This is a genomic window from Blastopirellula marina, from assembly GCF_002967765.1.
Taxonomy (GTDB): Bacteria; Planctomycetota; Planctomycetia; order Pirellulales; family Pirellulaceae; genus Bremerella; species Bremerella marina_A.
On record NZ_PUHY01000004.1, the window covers coordinates 1 to 17351 of the forward strand.

At 54.9% G+C, this 17351-nt stretch carries 14 protein-coding genes; 4 read left to right on the plus strand and 10 right to left on the minus strand.

All coding sequences use genetic code 11. From position 1 onward, the window contains the following. Positions 1-404: 404 nt before the first annotated feature. Together C5Y83_RS01515 and aroH are read left to right on the plus strand one after the other, a co-directional pair. Complete coding sequence (locus C5Y83_RS01515) at positions 405-1247, plus strand: peptidoglycan-binding domain-containing protein (protein WP_105327890.1); 843 nt, start codon at positions 405-407, stop codon at positions 1245-1247. A 130-nt stretch (positions 1248-1377) separates the two neighbouring features. After that, on the plus strand, positions 1378-1803 hold the full coding sequence (gene aroH, locus C5Y83_RS01520) for a chorismate mutase (RefSeq protein ID WP_105327891.1): 426 nt from the start codon (positions 1378-1380) through the stop codon (positions 1801-1803). 51 nt (positions 1804-1854) lie between these two features. Here the strand turns inward: aroH and C5Y83_RS01525 are convergent, their stop codons facing one another. Then, positions 1855-2451, minus strand: a complete 597-nt coding sequence (locus tag C5Y83_RS01525; RefSeq protein ID WP_158262184.1) for a 5-formyltetrahydrofolate cyclo-ligase — start codon at positions 2449-2451, stop codon at positions 1855-1857. Beyond that, the gene (locus C5Y83_RS29285) at positions 2448-3005 is read right to left on the minus strand and encodes a hypothetical protein (RefSeq protein WP_158262185.1); all 558 of its coding nucleotides are present in this window, start codon (positions 3003-3005) and stop codon (positions 2448-2450) included. The genes C5Y83_RS01525 and C5Y83_RS29285 overlap by 4 nt, the downstream gene beginning before the upstream one ends. Before the next feature lie 243 nt (positions 3006-3248). On the opposite strand from C5Y83_RS29285, the gene C5Y83_RS01530 reads away from it, so the two are divergent. Then, on the plus strand, positions 3249-6596 hold the full coding sequence (locus C5Y83_RS01530) for a PVC-type heme-binding CxxCH protein (protein ID WP_233207028.1): 3348 nt from the start codon (positions 3249-3251) through the stop codon (positions 6594-6596). Positions 6597-6605: 9 nt separating this feature from the next. Here C5Y83_RS01530 and C5Y83_RS01535 read toward each other — a convergent pair whose 3' ends face one another. The 4 genes from C5Y83_RS01535 to C5Y83_RS01550 all read right to left on the minus strand — a co-directional run bounded on the left by C5Y83_RS01535 (position 6606) and on the right by C5Y83_RS01550 (position 13201). Then, complete coding sequence (locus tag C5Y83_RS01535; protein WP_105327893.1) at positions 6606-7586, minus strand: alpha/beta hydrolase family esterase; 981 nt, start codon at positions 7584-7586, stop codon at positions 6606-6608. A gap of 74 nt (positions 7587-7660) precedes the next feature. Next, positions 7661-8437, minus strand: coding sequence for an SDR family NAD(P)-dependent oxidoreductase (locus C5Y83_RS01540; RefSeq protein WP_105327894.1), 777 nt, complete (start codon positions 8435-8437; stop codon positions 7661-7663). 70 nt (positions 8438-8507) lie between these two features. After that, the gene (locus C5Y83_RS01545) at positions 8508-11822 is read right to left on the minus strand and encodes an efflux RND transporter permease subunit (RefSeq protein ID WP_105327895.1); all 3315 of its coding nucleotides are present in this window, start codon (positions 11820-11822) and stop codon (positions 8508-8510) included. Positions 11823-11824: 2 nt separating this feature from the next. After that, positions 11825-13201 (minus strand): efflux RND transporter periplasmic adaptor subunit, encoded by a 1377-nt coding sequence (locus C5Y83_RS01550; protein WP_105327896.1) that lies wholly within the window; start codon positions 13199-13201, stop codon positions 11825-11827. 131 nt (positions 13202-13332) lie between these two features. Between C5Y83_RS01550 and C5Y83_RS01555 the strand changes: the two genes are divergently transcribed. Then, a complete protein-coding gene (locus C5Y83_RS01555; protein ID WP_105327897.1) occupies positions 13333-13986 on the plus strand; it encodes a CerR family C-terminal domain-containing protein in 654 nt (217 codons plus the stop codon). Positions 13987-14030: 44 nt separating this feature from the next. On the opposite strand, the gene C5Y83_RS01560 is transcribed toward C5Y83_RS01555, so the two are convergent. The 4 genes from C5Y83_RS01560 to floA all read right to left on the minus strand — a co-directional run bounded on the left by C5Y83_RS01560 (position 14031) and on the right by floA (position 17340). Beyond that, complete coding sequence (locus C5Y83_RS01560) at positions 14031-14459, minus strand: response regulator (protein ID WP_105327898.1); 429 nt, start codon at positions 14457-14459, stop codon at positions 14031-14033. A 157-nt stretch (positions 14460-14616) separates the two neighbouring features. Continuing rightward, positions 14617-15534, minus strand: coding sequence for an NAD(P)-dependent oxidoreductase (locus C5Y83_RS01565; RefSeq protein WP_105327899.1), 918 nt, complete (start codon positions 15532-15534; stop codon positions 14617-14619). Positions 15535-15656: 122 nt separating this feature from the next. Further along, positions 15657-16250 carry a hypothetical protein gene (locus C5Y83_RS01570; RefSeq protein ID WP_105327900.1) on the minus strand — a complete coding sequence of 198 codons (594 nt, stop codon included), beginning with the start codon at positions 16248-16250 and terminating at the stop codon, positions 15657-15659. 22 nt (positions 16251-16272) lie between these two features. Further along, positions 16273-17340, minus strand: coding sequence for a flotillin-like protein FloA (floA, locus tag C5Y83_RS01575; protein WP_105327901.1), 1068 nt, complete (start codon positions 17338-17340; stop codon positions 16273-16275). Positions 17341-17351: the final 11 nt, after the last annotated feature.

The following is a 17351-nucleotide window of genomic DNA, read 5'->3' on the forward strand; positions in this document are numbered from 1 at the left end:
AGCCACCGAAGTAGCCTCCGAAAACACAACCACCTTCGTTCTCAAACAGAGGTCACTACCAAATTGTCAAAGATCAATTAGCTTTCGCTTTCTCCCCTGTCGACGTCAGTCGTGTCAGGCGAGAAGGTATATAGTACCGGTTCTTGGATCGGCGTCAAAGGGGCACGGGTGCTTTTTGAGTAGAATTTGCGAAGAGAACGCGTAAGTACTGGTAGCGTAAGGGAATAGAATTTCCATGGATCGTGTGGGTTTCTCGCTGTGAAGGCCTTGGAGCTGGATATTTGCTAAATCGGACCTCTTTGTCCGCAACAGGTTTTCTCTTCTCGCGACATTCATTCTGGGCGGCGAGTGCAGTGTGCCTCGCTGAAAGAGTGGATACGGACGGTTTGAAGGGAAGAGCAGCGATGGTTGCTATTAAGAACAGCGTGGGGCGGAATGGTTTGAATCGAGCTTCCGATGTGGTCGCAGTACAGAATCTGCTCAATCGATTTATTGGGCCTGGGCGGTTGCTGGGGGATCCGTTAGAGCCGGACGGAATTGCGGGCAGTCTTACGAAGAATGCGATTGGTTCGTTTCAGCGGGTTTATCTCGGTTTCAATAACCCCGATCGACGCGTAGATCCCAACGGTCAGACACTCGCAAAGTTAAATGGACCCACCACGGCACCCAAATTAAAGCCAACCCTCGCCCCAGAAGTCGAGGGGGTTTTGAGGGTTCTGAGAAGCTCTGCGATCAATTCAATCCGTTTTCGCTTGGGCGTCTATTCCATTGAACCGAGGTTTTTCCGAAGGGTAGCGGATGTCATTGAAGCGGGACGTATTGCCGTGGTTCACATGAGCGCCTTGAAGAAAGATGCTCGCTATACCCATGCGAATGTCGGTACGCAGACCGGGATGATGTCTGTCGGATTCCAGGAACCCGCCGATCCACTAGAGAAGTCGATCATCGTCCACGAGGCGACGCACGCCGTCTGCGATGGTTGGGGGCATCCGATGCTCGGCCAAGATGCCGAAGTACTCGCGCATTTGGCCCAGGGGATCTACTATTACGAGCTTACCGGTCTTTACTGCACCAAAGTCCACGGCGTCACTTTTGCCATTCTCAAGGTTTGTGTCGATATCGCAGCACGTATGAAAGTCGAAAAGAATCACGACGTAACAATCGGCGAGGCCTGGGATTTGAATAGAAACGTCGTCAATTTGCCTTCCGTTATCCCAAACGCAGGCTTCTATTACGACGGAATCTAGCGTTGTTCCCACGGATCTAGTCGTTTCGTGCCAGATTTCATCGCTCGTTTTTGCTAAAATGCCCGGCTTAAATCATTGCGAGCTTAGATAAGTCTGTATTCGTTTCGTCCAACCAAAGAAAGCAACTGTCATGATCTGTCGAGGCGTTCGCGGGGCCACCACGGTTACTCATAACGATCGAGATGAGATCCTGGAAGCGACTCGGCAGTTGATGGCGCTCATCATTCGCAGCAATGAAATCGACTCGAAAGATGTTGCCAGCGTTATCTTTACGGTGACAAGCGACTTGAACGCCGAGTTCCCGGCGTTGGCGGCTCGTCAGTTAGGTTGGATGGATGTTCCGCTGATTTGCACGCACGAGATCAGTGTGCCTGGCTCGCTGCCGATGTGCGTGCGGATTCTGATGCACTGGAATACCGACAAAGCACAAGACGCGATTCATCACGTTTACGTCCGCGATGCCGTACGTTTACGCCCCGACTTGTGCCCGGTGCCAGAAATTGACTGGAAAGAGCTCGAGCACTGGATCGAGCAGCAGATGGCTGGAATGAAATAGAAGACCGGCTCCCAGCTTCTTTGGAATGGGATTCTCCCAACTTAGGTCGGTCTAAAGGGACTGGCAGTCAATTGTGCGCGTCTCGGTGACGATCGTTTGCAGAGGGATATCATGCGCCTCGGCCGGGATGGTATCGACCAATTGGCAATCGAACGCCAACGCAACTCTCGGGCAATCGGGGCGGAGGCGAGCTAGAAGCCGATCGAAATAGCCTTTGCCATATCCCAGCCGATTCCCCTTCCGATCGAAGGCAACACCAGGCACGACCGCCAGATCAATCGATTGGGGATCGACGGTTCGCTCGGCACGCAGTTGCTCATCGGGCTCTAGAATTCCGTACTTCCCACTACGAAGTTCCGTCATCTCGCGTAATGGAAACAAAGCCAATTGGTAATCAGGCAAGCAGTAGGGAACGACCACTTCCCGAAACTGAATGAGGCAACTTTCGAGCAGTCGAATCGTCGTGACTTCGTCACGAACGCTTACATAGACAAGGGGATGGCGAAGATCCTCCAGCGGGAACACTTGCAGAAACCGGTCACCAATGACTTGGCTGCGTTGGTCTCGATCGGCCAAAGCCCGACGCGCGGCAAGGACGCCCCGGCGAATGGTCTCTTTCGACGCAGCACTCGAATGAGGATCGATCAAAACGGCGTCCCCATCAAAGCTCGGTAGAGATTTCCTCCCGTCCACCAAGCGTAGACCGAGGAAATGAGGCAGGCCAAGGTCATGATCAACGCGATTACGCCGAGGGCAAATCCGATCCACCGGGTGATTGAACGACGGTGATTTAGCAGGTGAATACTCAAGACCGAGGCGACAAGCCCCAGCGGAATCGCAAAGCTCGAATACATTGCCATGAAGCTGGCCATGACCGCCAGGGCCGAGTTGCTAAGGCTGGGATAATCGAGCTTCGCAGGATCAAAGGCCGTTGGTGGGCTATTTCTGGAATGTTCCTCTGGCTCAGCTTGCGAAGGGGACGCCGGGCTGGGCTCTTCTTCGAGGACCGCTTCGTAGACCTCGTTCTCGATGGTTATTGGCGGCGCGTCCGCAATAGGCTGAACATAAGCTGCCAACACCGGAGAACGCCGAATGGGCGGAATCGGAGCACTTTCAACCCGCTTAAACTGCGTACCGCACTTCCAGCAGCGATTCACCGCCCCCATTAGTTCTTCGCCGCACTTGTCGCAGGTGACGCTCATGAGTCGTGAAAAACCGAGTAAGTGGCCCTGATGCCAGGACGCGAGGATGTAAAAAAACGTATGTCAGGAAATTTGTAGAATCTTGTGAGACGCTTGGAAACGGACTACTCTTAAAAGTTTACCGTGAACCGATAGCTTTTTCCTTATCTCATCCCTCCACCCTGAAAAACGCCGCGAAATCCATCACTTTGCGGAATGTATCTCAGGGCTCGACCGAACTGATCTGTGCGAAGGAATCTCATCTTGAAGACCGAGAAACGCTTGATTTATCTCTGCCTCGTATTGGGAGCACTCGTAGGAACCGGTTCGTTGGTACACGCCCAAGTGCCCGAACCAGAAGTTCCTCAGTTGGCCCCAGCTTCGGATGAAGGGGAGCAAGCAATCACGGGATTCAAGGTCCCCGACGGCTACGACATGACGTTGTTCGCTGCCGAACCGATGATGGCGAACCCGGTAGCTTTTTGTATCGATGATCTTGGCCGCGTCTACATCGCCGAAACGTATCGTCAGGGACAAGGGGTCGAGGACAATCGTGGTCACAACTACTGGCTGGTCGACGATTTGGCCGCCCATTCGGTGGAAGACCGTCGTGCATATATCTTAAAGCATCATCCGGAAGCTGCAGAAAAGTATACCCAACACGACGACCGAATTCGCCTATTGATCGATACCGATGGAGATGGCAAGGCCGATAAGGACACTGTCTTCTCGGCCGGCTACAACGATATTGTCGAGGGAACGGGAGCAGGCGTGTTGGCTCTCAACGGCGACGTCTTCTACACCAACATCCCTTACGTCTGGAAACTGCGTGACGAAGACGGCGACGGCGTAGCGGACGAGAAGACTGCGCTTAGTGAAGGTTATGGCGTTCGATTCGCATTTCGCGGACACGACCTTCACGGGCTAACCTTGGGCCCAGATGGCAAGATCTACTACAGCATCGGCGACCGCGGTTACAACATCGATGCCGACGGTACAAAGCTGAAAGATCCTGGTTCCGGCGCGGTGTTTCGCTGTAACCCCGATGGTTCCAATCTGGAGGTCTTCTGCACGGGACTACGCAACCCGCAAGAGCTGGCCTTCGATGATTACGGCAATCTGTTTACTTGCGACAACAACTCCGACAGTGGCGATCAGGCGCGTTGGAACTACTTGCTAAAGGGAGGCCACACCGGTTGGAACATGGCCTACCAATACCTGAGTGACCGAGGTCCGTGGAATCGTGAGAAACTGTGGCATCCGCATCATGAAGGTCAGGCCGCTTACATTGTTCCGCCGATCATCAACATCTCAGACGGACCGAGCGGTTTGGTCTACTACCCGGGGACCGGTTTCGGAAAAGAGTTCAACGGAACGTTCTTTCTCTGCGACTTCCGTGGTGCTCCGGCGAACAGTGGGATTCGTACCTTCAAAATGAAGCCGAATGGAGCGACTTTCGATCTGGTTGATTCCGAACAGTTTGTCTGGCAGATCTTGTGCACCGACGTCGACTTCGGGCCAGATGGTGCGATGTACATCAGTGACTGGGTCGATGGTTGGACGGGGCTGAACAAAGGCCGTTTGTATCGCGTGGCGAAAGAGAACCCAGAAGACGCTGAGCTGATCGCGGAGGTTAAAGAGCTGTTACCCCGCGACTTCTCGAAGAAGTCGGATGATGAACTGGCCAAACTACTTCAACATGCCGATCGGCGAGTACGCATGAAAGCTCAGTTCGCCCTCGCAGCGGCTGACAAGTTGAACGTATTGGAAGAAGTGGCCAAGGATACCAACCTACCGCAGCTCGCACGTATTCATGCCATCTGGGGCATTGGGCAGATCGCAGAGAACAAGTCAAAGATTGCGCAGCGTGTTGAAACCGTCGACGTTCTCTCAAACGTGTTAGTCACTGATGAAGATCCAGAAATCCGTGCCCAAGTCGGTCGTGTGCTTGGTGAGTTGCGTGTCATTTATGGGCTGCCCAAATTGTTGGAAGACGACAACGCCCGCGTCCTCTATTTTGCCATGTTGGGCTTGGGCAACGCTGGACCGCATGGGGATCCGAATCAGGTGATCGACCGTGTCGCTACAATCTTGGCGAAGAATGCTGATCAAGATCCTGCGCTACGTCACGGTGGCATTATGGCCTTGACCGGCATGCGAAATATTCAGTCCCTTTCGGACTTGGCTAACCATCCTTCGGCCAGCGTGCGAATCGCAGCCGTTGTCGCTTTGCGTCGGTTGGAAAGTCCTTCCGTGGTGCGTTTCCTCTCTGACGGCAACGAACTGGTCGTGCTGGAAGCGGTGCGTGCCATTCATGATCTACCGATGGAGAACGCCATGGGGCAAGCTGCCCGGCTGATCGATTCGGGCTGGAAGAACGACGCCCTACTTCGCCGTGTGCTGAACGCCAACTTCCGTTTAGGTGAACCGGAAAATGCGGAAGCGTTGGCTCGCTATGCGACACGTAGCGACATGCCGGAAGATATGCGGCTCGAGGCTTTAGAGATGCTGGCCAGTTGGAAAGAGCCAGGTCAGCTCGACCGCGTCCTCAACTTCTATCGTCCGCTGGAAAACCGTGACCAAGCGGTTGCTAAGGAAGCCTTGGCCCAATCGCTGTCCAAGCTGTTGACCACCGACGAAAAGGTGCGAAACCGGGCGGCCCAACTGGCGGCTTCGTTAGGAATTAAGGAAGTTGCGCCGGTGCTGATCGGCTTGGCGAACGATCCTAAGCAGCCAGTGGAAACGCGTGCCGATGCGATCGCCGCCTTAGCGAGCGTCGATGCGGAGCAGGTAATGCCGATTGTGAAGGAAGCGTTGAAGTCTGACGCACCCCTGCTGCGGGCGATCGCTCGTGAGCAACTTGCCAAGCTGGCTCCCAGTGAAGCGGCGGAGGCCCTCGCCAAAGGAGTCGATTCCGAATCGACGATCGAACGTCAGCGAGCTTTGGCGGCGTTGGCCAGCGTGAAGCCCGAAGGTGGTCAGGCGATCGTCGTCAAGGCGATGGAGAAATTGCTCAACGACAAGCTGGCGGTCGATTCGCGACTCGATGCGATCGAAGCCGCTTCAGCCTTCAAGGATTCGCCAGAGATTGCTTCACTGCTGGAAAAGTATCGCCTGTCGCTCGATCCAGCCGATCCGTTGGCCGAGTACCGTGTGGCCTTGGAGGGTGGCGATTTCGAGCGTGGTCGTAAGATCTTCTTCGAGAAAACCGAAGTCTCCTGCGTGCGTTGTCACCGTGCGATGGGAACTGGTGGTCGCGTTGGTCCTGAACTCGATGCATTGAGCGAAACGAAGCCGCGCGAATACTTGTTGGAAGCGGTCGTGCTGCCCAACGCGAAGATCGCCGAAGGATTCGAGTCGATCTTGGTGCTGACCGTTGATGGACAGACTTACTCCGGCGTGATCAAAGAGGAAACGGACGACGCGATCAGCCTGGTCGACTCCGATGGCAAGCTGATCACGATTCCACAGGACGATATCGAAGGTCGCAAGAGTGCCAAGAGTCCGATGCCGGATGATATCTACAAGCATCTGAACAAGACAGAACTGCGCGATCTGGTCGAGTTTCTCTCGAATCTGAAAAAGGGACCGCAGACCGGCGGGCACGAATAGCCGACTTGGCTACTTCGTGCTTTGCTCGAAGAACTTCCAAAGCTCGGCGGCCGCGTCGAGCTTGCTGGTGTTTGGACCAGTCATTTCCTGAACACGGGCGGGGACTTCTCGTGTGCCGCCAGGCCAGGCGTGGCCGTGCCCTTTGAGGTAAAGCACAAACAACTCAGGGCCAGCGTTCTTCGAGGGATAACGAACCAATTGCGAAGCGTCATCTTCTTTGACAATAGCGACTTCGGTTTGGCAGTTGATTGCCGACGCCCACTTGGCTAACAGATCCTTAACCGGAGGCGTGGTCCGCGAGCCCCAAGGCAAACTCGATTCACCTCCTTTGAGAGGAAGCAGTGGGTCTTCGGTACCGAAGATGAAGAGGGTAGGCAACGGCTTGGCGGGCTGCGGCTTCTCGATCGCCACCATCCCAGCCACGGTACCAATGGCCGCTAAACGATCGGCCATTTCTGCCCCCAAGCGGAATGTCATGCCGCCGCCGTTACTATGTCCGGTGGCAAAGACTTTGGTCGTATCGTAGGGGACCTTAGTCTTTAGTTCATCAAGAAGTGTGCGGATGTAAGCGACATCATCGATTTTCGCCCGCGGGGCGCCTTCACGCAGTTGCCCTGAGTTCCAAAGCTGGGGATTGGCTAGAAAGTTACCAGGCAGCCGCGGCCGGGCTGGAAGGCCATCGGGTGCGACGACAATGAACCCCTTCTGATCGGCCAGCTTCGCCCAGCGATCATGCGTCAGGATCGACTCGCCGCCACCACCGGCGCCGTGCAGGGCGATCACCAGCGGTGGTGGGCTGCTGGCTTGATAGCCCTTGGGTATATGGATCAAAGCGGTTCGGCTGTAACCATCCGACTTCGTGGTGATCTCGAACTGGCCGGGCTGCGGTTTTTCCGGCAGTTCGGCCGCTTGGAAATCTCCTTGATCCGAGGCAATCCAGCCTAAGCCAAACGCAAGCAACAAAATCCAAATCGAGCGGCGCCGGAACATGAATTACCTCGCAGTCATGTCAATTGGTGAACTACTGGAAGTACCCGGCTGCCATACGATTGGTTTCGCCTCGCTTAAGTTCCTAGCACAACCCCACCGTCAACGCGAATCGCAGCGCCGTTGGTCGCGCTCGATAAGGGCGAGCAGTAATACGCCGTCGTATTGGCGACTTCTTCAACTTCGGCAAAGCGTTGGATTAGCGATGTGGGGCGGGCCGATTCAAAGAACTCTTTTTCAAATTCGTCTTTCGACAGATTGGCATCTTTGGCCATTTCGCCCACGAAATTGGAAACACCTTCCGAGGCGGTCGGGCCTGGCAAAATCGCGTTCACAGTAACATGCGTTCCTTTGGTCAGACGAGCGATACCATTTACCAGTGCGATGTTCGCGGCTTTGGTCATGCCGTAATGGATCATCTCGGCCGGAATCTGAACGCCACTTTCACTCGAAACAAACAGCACGCGTCCCCAATTGCGTTCGAGCATCCCTGGCAGTACCGCGCGGGTAAGACGAACGCCTGACATGACGTTGACTTCGTAGAATCTCTCCCAATCGGCGTCGGGGATTTCGACAAACGGCTTTGGTTCGAAGATGCCGGCGTTGTTCACCAGGATGTCGATTTGGCCTGCGTCTTTCAGCAGCTTGTTACAACCTTCCGCGGTGGAAACATCAGCGGCAATGCCACGCGCGCCATGGCCGATGCTGCTGGCCGCTTTGTCGGATGATTCTTGGCTACGTCCATTGACGATGACGTTAGCCCCCTCTTGAGCTAACACTTGAGCGATCGCGTAACCGATGCCCTTGGTCGAGCCGGTGACCAGGGCGTTCTTGTTGTTGAGTTGCAGATCCATGAACGGTTCCTTAGGCAAACTGAGCAGAGAACGAACAAGAAGTTATTCTCCGCAAACAGGCCCAAGGCAACTAGGTCGCCGCGTGCGAGGGCTGTTGGGCTGGCGGCGATTTCGCCGAACCGTTACTCATCGCCGCGACTTGAACCTCCGGGTGTTCAATGACCGTATCCTCATCGAAGGTGCCTTCACCGTGGATATTGTCATGGAATGTGCCGGGAGCGAAGAACTCGATGAAGCTTACTTTCATCGAATATCCGACTGGCACCAGGAACAAGACCAGGACCGTGGCAAAGATTTCTCCGAAGGCAATGCTCGTTGCCATCGGGATCAACAATTGAGCTTGCAACGAAGTTTCGGTTAGCAGTGGCGAAAGACCACCCACTGTGGTGATAGTGGTTAAAAGCACGGGACGGAAGCGACGGGTGCCAGCTTCGAGCAATGCCTGTTTTATCGGAAGTCCTTGATGGACACGTTGATTGATGAAGTCGACCAGCACGATCGAGTCGTTCACCACGATCCCGGTCAAAGCGACCAGACCGAACATGCTGAACAGCGTGAGCGGAATCCCCATGATCGCGTGGCCAAACACGGCCCCAATCGCACCAAAAGGAATGATCGCCAAGATCAAAAGTGGCTGAAAATATGATTTGAATTCAAAGGCGAGCAGCACGAACATTCCCAGCAAGGCGATGCCAAATCCAACGAAGAGACTGCCCAGCGATTCCTGACGTTGTTCGTTTTGCCCTTCCCAGGTTACGCTGACGTTGGGGAATTCTTTCAGCAGTTTTGGCATAAAGTCTTGTTTTAAGCTGGCGACGATCTCTCCTTCGTTGCCGGTTTTACGGTCCAGGTCAGCAGAGATTTTGATCGAACGCTGCTGCTTCACGCGGTTGATTTCGGAATAGCTGCGAACGATATCGACTTCGGCGAGTTCCGTGATTGGACGTTCGATGCCGTCGTTCAGGCGAATGCGAAGTTCATCGAACGAAGTCAATCGATGGCGATCCTTCTGCGGATAGCGAACCATGATCTTCACTTCGTGCCGGCCACGCTGAACCCGCATGACCTCCTGGCCATAAAATGCATTGCGGACAGTTTCCGCGAGATCGGCCGTGCTAACGCCGAGCGACTGAGCATCGGGCTTGATGCGGAATCGATATTCCCATTTGCCAGGAATCGAATCGTCAGTGATGTCCTTTAAGCCGCTGTAGGTTTCCATCTCCGCTTTTGTCTTGTCGACAGCCGCTTCCAGTTGGTCCATGTGTTCGCTATCGGCAAGTAGACGGAATTCGATCGGCGTCGCCCCGGGACCCATTGCCATGGCGCCGATGGTCAACGTTTCCGCCCCTGGTATTAGGCCGACTTCGTTACGCCACTGGACGACGATCGCTTCACTGCTGACTTCGCGTTCTTCGGTATCTTGCAGCTCAATTTCCACACTGCCGACATGACTGCCGTTCGCTTCGTTGGCGTTGGCACCAGGAGGGCCACCACCAGAAACTTGCGAGCCGACCGTGCGGAATGAAACCTGTCCCAGACTTTCTCCTTCCGGTGACATCCGCTCGTTGACACGCCAGTAAGCATCTTCGATGTACTTGGTCCACTGCTGAGTGACCCGCTCCGGGGTTCCGTCAGGGAAGGTGATCTTTGCTTGTACCGTGTTGCCGTCGATCTCAGGCATGAATTCAAAAGGTGCCATGCCCGAGCGAACCAAGCCGACGGTCACCAAGATGACTCCGATACCGCCACCGCAGACGATCAAGCGATTATGTAGGGCCCAATGCAGACTAGGTTCGTAAATCGTGCGTACGAACCAATCGAGGAACCTCGATGTCGTGCGGCTGGCCCAATGGATGATCGGCAACGTCCAAGTGAGAGGGAATAAAACCCAACTCATGATCGTCATCAGCATGCCGTTCTTGTGCGCCAAGTGACACGGCAGAATCGTCAAACACTCGAATAGCGAAGCAATCAAGATCGCGATGATTGCCATCGGCATCACGGCCATGAACTTGCCCATCACCCCACTGACAAACAGTAGGGGAGTGAACGCCATCACGGTGGTGGCCGTTGACGAGGCGACCGAGTTCATCACTTCTGTGGTACCGTCGATCGCCGAGTCCATCAGCGGTTTGCCCATCTGCCGGTGAGCGTAAATGTTCTCGCCCACCACAATCGCGTCGTCCACGACGATACCCAACGCCATCAGAAACCCAAACATCGAGATCATGTTCATGGTCTCGCCGGCGAAGTAGAGATAGACGCCAGCGGCGAAGATCGAGAACGGAATCCCCATCGAAACCCACATCGCCAGTTCCAGATCGAGGAACAGGATCAGCAGCAGGAAAACGATTGCCAAACCATAAACCGCATTTTCGATCAGCAAGTTCAGTCGGCCACGAACTTCGACGGACTGATCACTCCAAGTCATGATCTCGTAGCCAGTAGGAAGCTCGGCATTCTTCACGTATTCTTTGACCGCATCGACCATCTGCAGTAAGTCTTCGTCTGAGCTACGAGCGATGGTCAGGGCCATCGCCGGTTTGCCTAGGATGTAGGCCCGATTGGTCGTGTCGGCTAATTCGTCGCGGACCATGCCCAAGTCGTTGACCGTCAGAACGGCCCCGTCGATCTGCGTAATCAGTGGCAACTCGCCGATCTCAACACCGGTCGTGCGACGGTTGTTACCCCGCAACAAAACTTCCTGCGACTGCCCTCGGATCGTACCGGCAGGCAGTTCGCGGTTTTCTCGGCGGATGATCTCGGCGACACTGCCCAGGGTCAATCCGTGCGAACGGAGAGTGGCCTCGTCGATTTCGACATCAATCTGATAGTCGCGGTTGTTGATGAAGTCGACTTGTGAAACGCCTTCTAACTGCAGAAGATCGTCACGGACGTCTTCGGCGACCTGACGGAGTTCAAGCTGCGCGTCTTCCGAATCGCTTTCAGGACCAATAATACCGACTCGCAGCACTGGGCGGCGGGTGGTGACCCGGCGCACTTCCGCATCTTCAGCTTCGGCAGGGAAGCTAGGGATTCGGTCGATTTCCGAGCGCACTTCGTCCAACACCCGGTCTGGATTCAGCACGGAGGATTCCAGTTCGATAACAACGCTGCCGGCACCTTCGGCCGCGACGGACGTCACCTTTTTGATGCCATCTAGCGAACGCACGGCCTCTTCGATCTTCTGGCAAATGCCTTCTTCAACTTCTTGCGGGGCAGCTCCCGGGTAGGGAACTTGAACCAGGATCATGTCCAGATCGAAGTCGGGGAACGTTTCCCGCTGCATTCCTTTCAGGCAAAGGAAGCCGACCACGATCGACGTGATCATCAAGATGTTCATGGCGGGCGTGTTCGAGATCGCCCAGCGAACGAGTCCTTGCATGATTACTCCTTCGCCTCAACAACTTTGACTTTGGCGCCATTGAATGGCGACGTGAGAGAAGAGACCACGATGCTTTCCCCCGGCATAACGGACTGCTCGTCGGCGTAGATAATCGCCGACTTTCCTTCGGTAACGAGCACCGAAACCTGGCGACGCTGTAACTTGTCCTCTTCGACAACCCATAGCCGGTTGCCTGGGAACAACGCGGAGACAGGAACGCGAACCAGTGGCGTGTTTAATTTCACACTGACCATTACTTGAACATACATTCCAACCATCAACGTCGGCACATTGGTAACCGGCTCGACGCTCTCGGTGCCATCTTGTTCGTTAACGACTAGTCTTCCGACCGACATGGGATTGTCGACTTGAACACGGCAAGGAATCATGCGGGTTTGCTGATCGATCTGGCCCCCATCGTAACGCGTGAGTCGACCCGCCCAGACGAAAACATCCTTGCCCAAGCGATACCGAACTGAAACGGGTGTTTCCGGAAGTTCGTACGCGCCCAGCCGAGGCGAATCGGTCGATCCTGTGGACGATTCCCACAACCACTTCATCTGATAAGGCTGCAGGCTGCACTTGATTTCGAGCTTCGAGGTATCACGAATCGTGCACAGGGCGGTTCCCTTTTGCAGGTAACTGTCCTGCTCGAAATTGTCTTCCACGATGATACCGTCGATCGGCGACTTAACTGAAGTTCGTTCGATCTCGAGCTTCGCCGCGGCAATTTCCGACTTGATGCGAGCACAGACGCTTTCCAGGCGAGTCTTCGTGGCGCGAAGTAGATTCAACTGATCCTGGTGCGTTTGCAAGGTCGTTCGGGCAGTGATCTCGGCTTGTTTGGCGTCGTCAAGGCTGGCTTCCGTAGTTGCCTTGTTTTTGAAAAGTTTTTCAAACCGTTCGCGAGCTTTCTCCTGGATCGTGAGATTTTCCTGGGCGAGGGCGATCTGATTATTGGTCGAAGTGATTTGAACGTCGGTCTCGGTGATGTTGTTGTTGGCCTGTTGTAACTCTTCCTGCAGGCGTTCGAGTTCGAGGTCGTAGTCGCGACGATCGATCAGGGCGATCATGTTTCCCTTGTTGACGATATGACCCACGCGAAACTCGGTAGGCTTGTCCGTGACTCGACCAGCAACTTCGGCGGCGAGCTTGATCTCGCGGTAAGGGACCACCACGCCGTCAACCTCGAATTGGATTTCCGACTCTTCCAGGGCAGCCGACTCGACGTTGACCACGCGGGTGTCGTCTGGGGGTGGCTGATCCGGCTTCGATTTTCCTTTTCCCAAGATGACAACCGCCGCCACACCGGCACCGACCAGGGCGAGCGAAAAGAGGGACTTGAGAACCAGCTCAGTAAACTGGGTGGTCTTCGCCATAGGTTGATCTCGTGATACGTAAGGAACCGATAGGGTGGAATGCGGCTTAGTCGATGCTACAATTAAACACGTGTTTAATTCGATAGTATCCTAAGTTTCCTAAAAAACAATCGCGATTACCGGATTTTTCCATGAGTGCTCCCCCATTAGAGGCAAAGCAGCGGTTGCTAATGGCTGCGATCCAGGAATTTGCCCTGCATGGGTACGACCATGGAACGGTCCGCCGCATTTGTGGCCGGGCCGATGTGAACGTCAACGCGGTGAAGTACTACTTCACGGATAAACGGGGCTTGTACGTCGAGGCGGTGAAGGAGGCCCATCGGTCGCGGCATCAAAAGCTGGTCTCCACTAGCTTTATTCCCCCCGGGGATGAGCCAGGACTCGATCCCGAGGTTCGGCTGAAAGCGTTTATCTACCAAATGGTTAAGATGGCGATGGACGCTCAAGATCGCTCCGACTTCCGGCATCTGCTCATCTTTCGGGAGCTGGCCAACCCCTCTGAAGCCACGCAGCACATCGTGCAGGAGTTTATCCGTCCACACTTCGAGCGGATTAACCAGATTCTGGAACAACTTCTTCCGCTTGAGACGCCCAAAGTCGACCGTCAACTGTTGGCATTCAGCACGGTCGGACAGTGCATGCACTACAAGATGGCCGGGCCCATTATCGGGATGTTAATTTCCGAAGAAGAGTATCAGCAACTCAGTGTAGAGCGGGTCGCCGATCACATTTACAGCGTGATCTTGGCCTCGATCCAGCAGAAGTCGCGAAGCGGCACTGCCTAGCGACTGGCACGTTTGCTAAGGCACCATTCAACGGGCGTGAACGCCTACCAAGACTGCGAATCTTGGATGGCTTGCTCCAGGATGGCGACTACCGTGTTGGGATCGTACGGTTTGCGAACGTAGAAGCGGGCACCGCAACGACGAACCTGCTGCACCATGTTCGCTTCGCCGCTGGCACTGAGAATGATGATCGGGATCTCGCGAGTTTGCATCGCATCGGAAAGCTGAGCACAAACGTCCAGCCCCGAAAGATCTGGCAGATTGACGTCCAGGAGAATGGCGGCGGGACGCTGTTTCATGGCCAGGCTGACACATTCGCTACCCATATGGGTGACGACCGGGTCATAGCCGCGTTTGCGAACAAACAGCGCCAGCGACTCGCAGATATCGGGCTCGTCGTCGCAGATGAGCACTTCGCCTCGGAAGTCGAGAGTTGGGTCGGATTCCAGTTCCGGGATGGCATCGGCAATCATTTCTGGCCTCCGCTTTCTAGTCGCTTAATGCTGTGGGTTACTCGGCGCAATTAAGCTTGCCATCCGGACGGATGTTGTCAAAAGAAAACGGTTGCGAAAAGTCAACGTGTGGTGCGAGTTGCAGCGTTAAAATCGTTAGAAGTTACGCAATGCGGAATCAGCGATTCTTCCAATCGATGTTATTCAATTGGCATAACGCCAGCTCTAACGCGTGCGTTCCCAGGCGACCATGTCCTTGAGCTTTGACGGCTTGGTAAAGCTGCTCGGCCAGGGCCAAGCCAGGCATGGCGATCCCCATTTTGCGGGCTTCGGCCAGGGCGATGCCCATGTCTTTGATGAAGTGCTCGACGAAGAAGCCCGGATCGAAATTGTTGTTGATGATCCTTGGGCCGAGATTCGAGAGGTTCCAACTACCGGCCGCGCCAGAGCTGACGCTTTGCATGACCGTCTCCAGATTCAGGCCTGCCTTGTAGCCGTACAACAACGCTTCGCAAACACCGATCATGCCGGTCGCAATCAATGTTTGATTGACCATCTTGGTATGTTGCCCGGCGCCTGGTCCACCTTGATGGACGATCGTTTTTCCCATCGATTCCCAGCAGGGCTGAAGCGCGGAGACAATCGCTTCGTCGCCACCAATCATGATCGAAAGCCGCGCCTCTTTCGCCCCGATATCGCCGCCAGAGACGGGAGCGTCAATCCCGTACACTCCTTTGCCCTGGGCGGTATCGGCGATCTCGACGGCCAAGGTTGGTTCGCTGGTCGTCATGTCGACGATCACGTTTCCTTCCTTGCAGCCAGCCAGAACGCCGTCTTCCCCCAAGATTACTTCCCGCACGTCTTGCGGAAACCCAACGATCGTAAAGATCACGTCACTGGCCTCAGCGACTTCTTTCGGAGTGTTGGCCCACTGGGCACCTTTGCCGATCAGGTCGTCTGCTTTCGACTTGGTGCGGTTGTAAACCGTGGCTGAAAAGCCTTTTTCGATGAGATGTCCACACATACTGGAACCCATGACACCGGTGCCGATCCAGCCAATTTTCGTGGTACGAGGGACAATCTTAAGCGAGGCCATTCGAATATCTTTCCAGCAAGTTGAGGCAAATCAGCAAGCAGACCAATTGGTTCACGGGACGACAAAACCCAGATTCCCGACTTGGCATACGAAGCAATCGTAGAGGAAACGTCGGCGAGCGATTAGCTGCGGCGCGGAAGTTTGGGGCGGTTCATGATCTCGCCCAGAATGAACGCATTGCGAACCTTTTCTGGCTCGCGGAACATCGCGGCAATGGAAGCGGCCGGGCTACTGGATTCGGTCTTCTGATCCGAATCGTAGTTGTATTTCTCTGGCTCTTCATAGCGGAATTCTTCGCCAGTGGCGGAAGTATGCGTAAACACCTCTTCCTGGTCCTGCGAGATTCCTTCCAGGTGAGTAAACGATTGGGACTCGATCGGAGATGGTGCCAAGTGATGGTCACGCAACGTTTCCGGAGCGGTCTCAGCAACAACGAAATCATCGGAAGTGTGTGACTCGACCGATTCAGCCGGAGTTCGAGAAGGAGAACTGCCACCCCGACGACTTTGTTCCAAGAAGTCGGCGATTTCTTTTTCAAGTTCGGATTGAGGTTCTCGCCGGCGATTCCCTCCAGCGTTTCCGCGGTCGTTTTGCACGGCTTTGCCTCCCAGTAGTTGCAATAGATACGGACCGACCATGAACAGGATGACCAGCCCGATTTTGATCAGGGCTTCCAGGCCATTGGCGTCCGCGGCTATTAGATTCCAAATTCCCACATTCAATCCTAGGAGATTGGGACTATTTCTGGGCGGGGGTCGGTGAATTGCTGGTCTGAGCAATCGACTTTCGCATATCGGTATCGGCCTGGACGTTTCGCAGCGAGTAGTAGTCCATGATACTCAGCTGACCGGAACGGAACGCTTCAGCGATCGCTTTCGGAACGTCCGCTTCGGCGTCAACGACCATGGCCCGGGCGTTTTCGATTTCGGCCAGGTTCTCGCGTTCTTCGGCAACGGCCATCGCCCGGCGCCCCTCGGCACGGGCCCGAGCAACTTGGGTGTCGGCTTCGGCCTGGTCGGCTTGCAAGCGGGCACCGATGTTCTCGCCGACGTCGATATCTGCGATATCGATGGAAACGATCTCGAAGGCCGTGTTGGCGTCCAATCGTCGCGACAACACCGCTTTGGAGATCAGGTCAGGATTCTCAAGCACCTGCGAGTGGGTGTCGGCTGAACCGATCGCGCTGACGATGCCTTCCCCAACGCGACCAATAATCGTTTCTTCCGTGGCACCACCAATTAATCGCTGTAAGTTGGCTCGCACGGTAACCCGCGCTTTGACCTTCAATTGAATACCGTTTTTGGCCATCGCATCCAAAGACGTTCGTTTGGCGTTGCGCGGTGGACAGTCGATAACCTTGGGGTAAACACTCGTTTGCACAGCTTCCAACACGTCGCGACCTGCCAGGTCGATAGCCGTGGCCTCGCGGAAGGTCAGCTGAATGGTCTTCGCCTTGTTGGCGGCGATCATCGACTTGATGACCTGCGGAACGTTGCCACCAGCTAAGTAGTGGGCTTCTAAAGCTTTCGAGGTAATACCGGATGCGTCTCCCAGGCCAGCTTGCACGGCCATGATCTTGCCCCGCACGATCATCTTGGCGTTGACATTACGGATGGTCATCGCCATCAGATCGAACAACGTAATGCCGGCCCCGGTCCAAATCGACTGAATCCACAGCCGGAAGAAGAACGCAATGATGCCCAGCAGCACCATCATCAACAGGGCTAAGATCAGCAGCCCGATGATCATGAGGTTTGTTCCCCAACCTGCGGCCAACAGGGAACTTGATGCGATGAGGTTTAGCATGGGTGTTTATC

What these genes read in the sequence shown, in the direction of transcription:
- C5Y83_RS01515 (WP_105327890.1), top strand. Translation starts at nt 405, where the DNA reads ATGGTTGCTATTAAGAACAGCGTGGGGCGGAATGGTTTGAATCGAGCT.
- aroH (WP_105327891.1), top strand. Translation starts at nt 1,378, where the DNA reads ATGATCTGTCGAGGCGTTCGCGGGGCCACCACGGTTACTCATAACGAT.
- C5Y83_RS29285 (WP_158262185.1), bottom strand. Translation starts at nt 3,005, where the DNA reads ATGAGCGTCACCTGCGACAAGTGCGGCGAAGAACTAATGGGGGCGGTG.
- C5Y83_RS01535 (WP_105327893.1), bottom strand. Translation starts at nt 7,586, where the DNA reads ATGTTCCGGCGCCGCTCGATTTGGATTTTGTTGCTTGCGTTTGGCTTA.
- C5Y83_RS01540 (WP_105327894.1), bottom strand. Translation starts at nt 8,437, where the DNA reads ATGGATCTGCAACTCAACAACAAGAACGCCCTGGTCACCGGCTCGACC.
- C5Y83_RS01545 (WP_105327895.1), bottom strand. Translation starts at nt 11,822, where the DNA reads ATGCAAGGACTCGTTCGCTGGGCGATCTCGAACACGCCCGCCATGAAC.
- C5Y83_RS01550 (WP_105327896.1), bottom strand. Translation starts at nt 13,201, where the DNA reads ATGGCGAAGACCACCCAGTTTACTGAGCTGGTTCTCAAGTCCCTCTTT.
- C5Y83_RS01555 (WP_105327897.1), top strand. Translation starts at nt 13,333, where the DNA reads ATGAGTGCTCCCCCATTAGAGGCAAAGCAGCGGTTGCTAATGGCTGCG.
- C5Y83_RS01560 (WP_105327898.1), bottom strand. Translation starts at nt 14,459, where the DNA reads ATGATTGCCGATGCCATCCCGGAACTGGAATCCGACCCAACTCTCGAC.
- C5Y83_RS01565 (WP_105327899.1), bottom strand. Translation starts at nt 15,534, where the DNA reads ATGGCCTCGCTTAAGATTGTCCCTCGTACCACGAAAATTGGCTGGATC.
- floA (WP_105327901.1), bottom strand. Translation starts at nt 17,340, where the DNA reads ATGCTAAACCTCATCGCATCAAGTTCCCTGTTGGCCGCAGGTTGGGGA.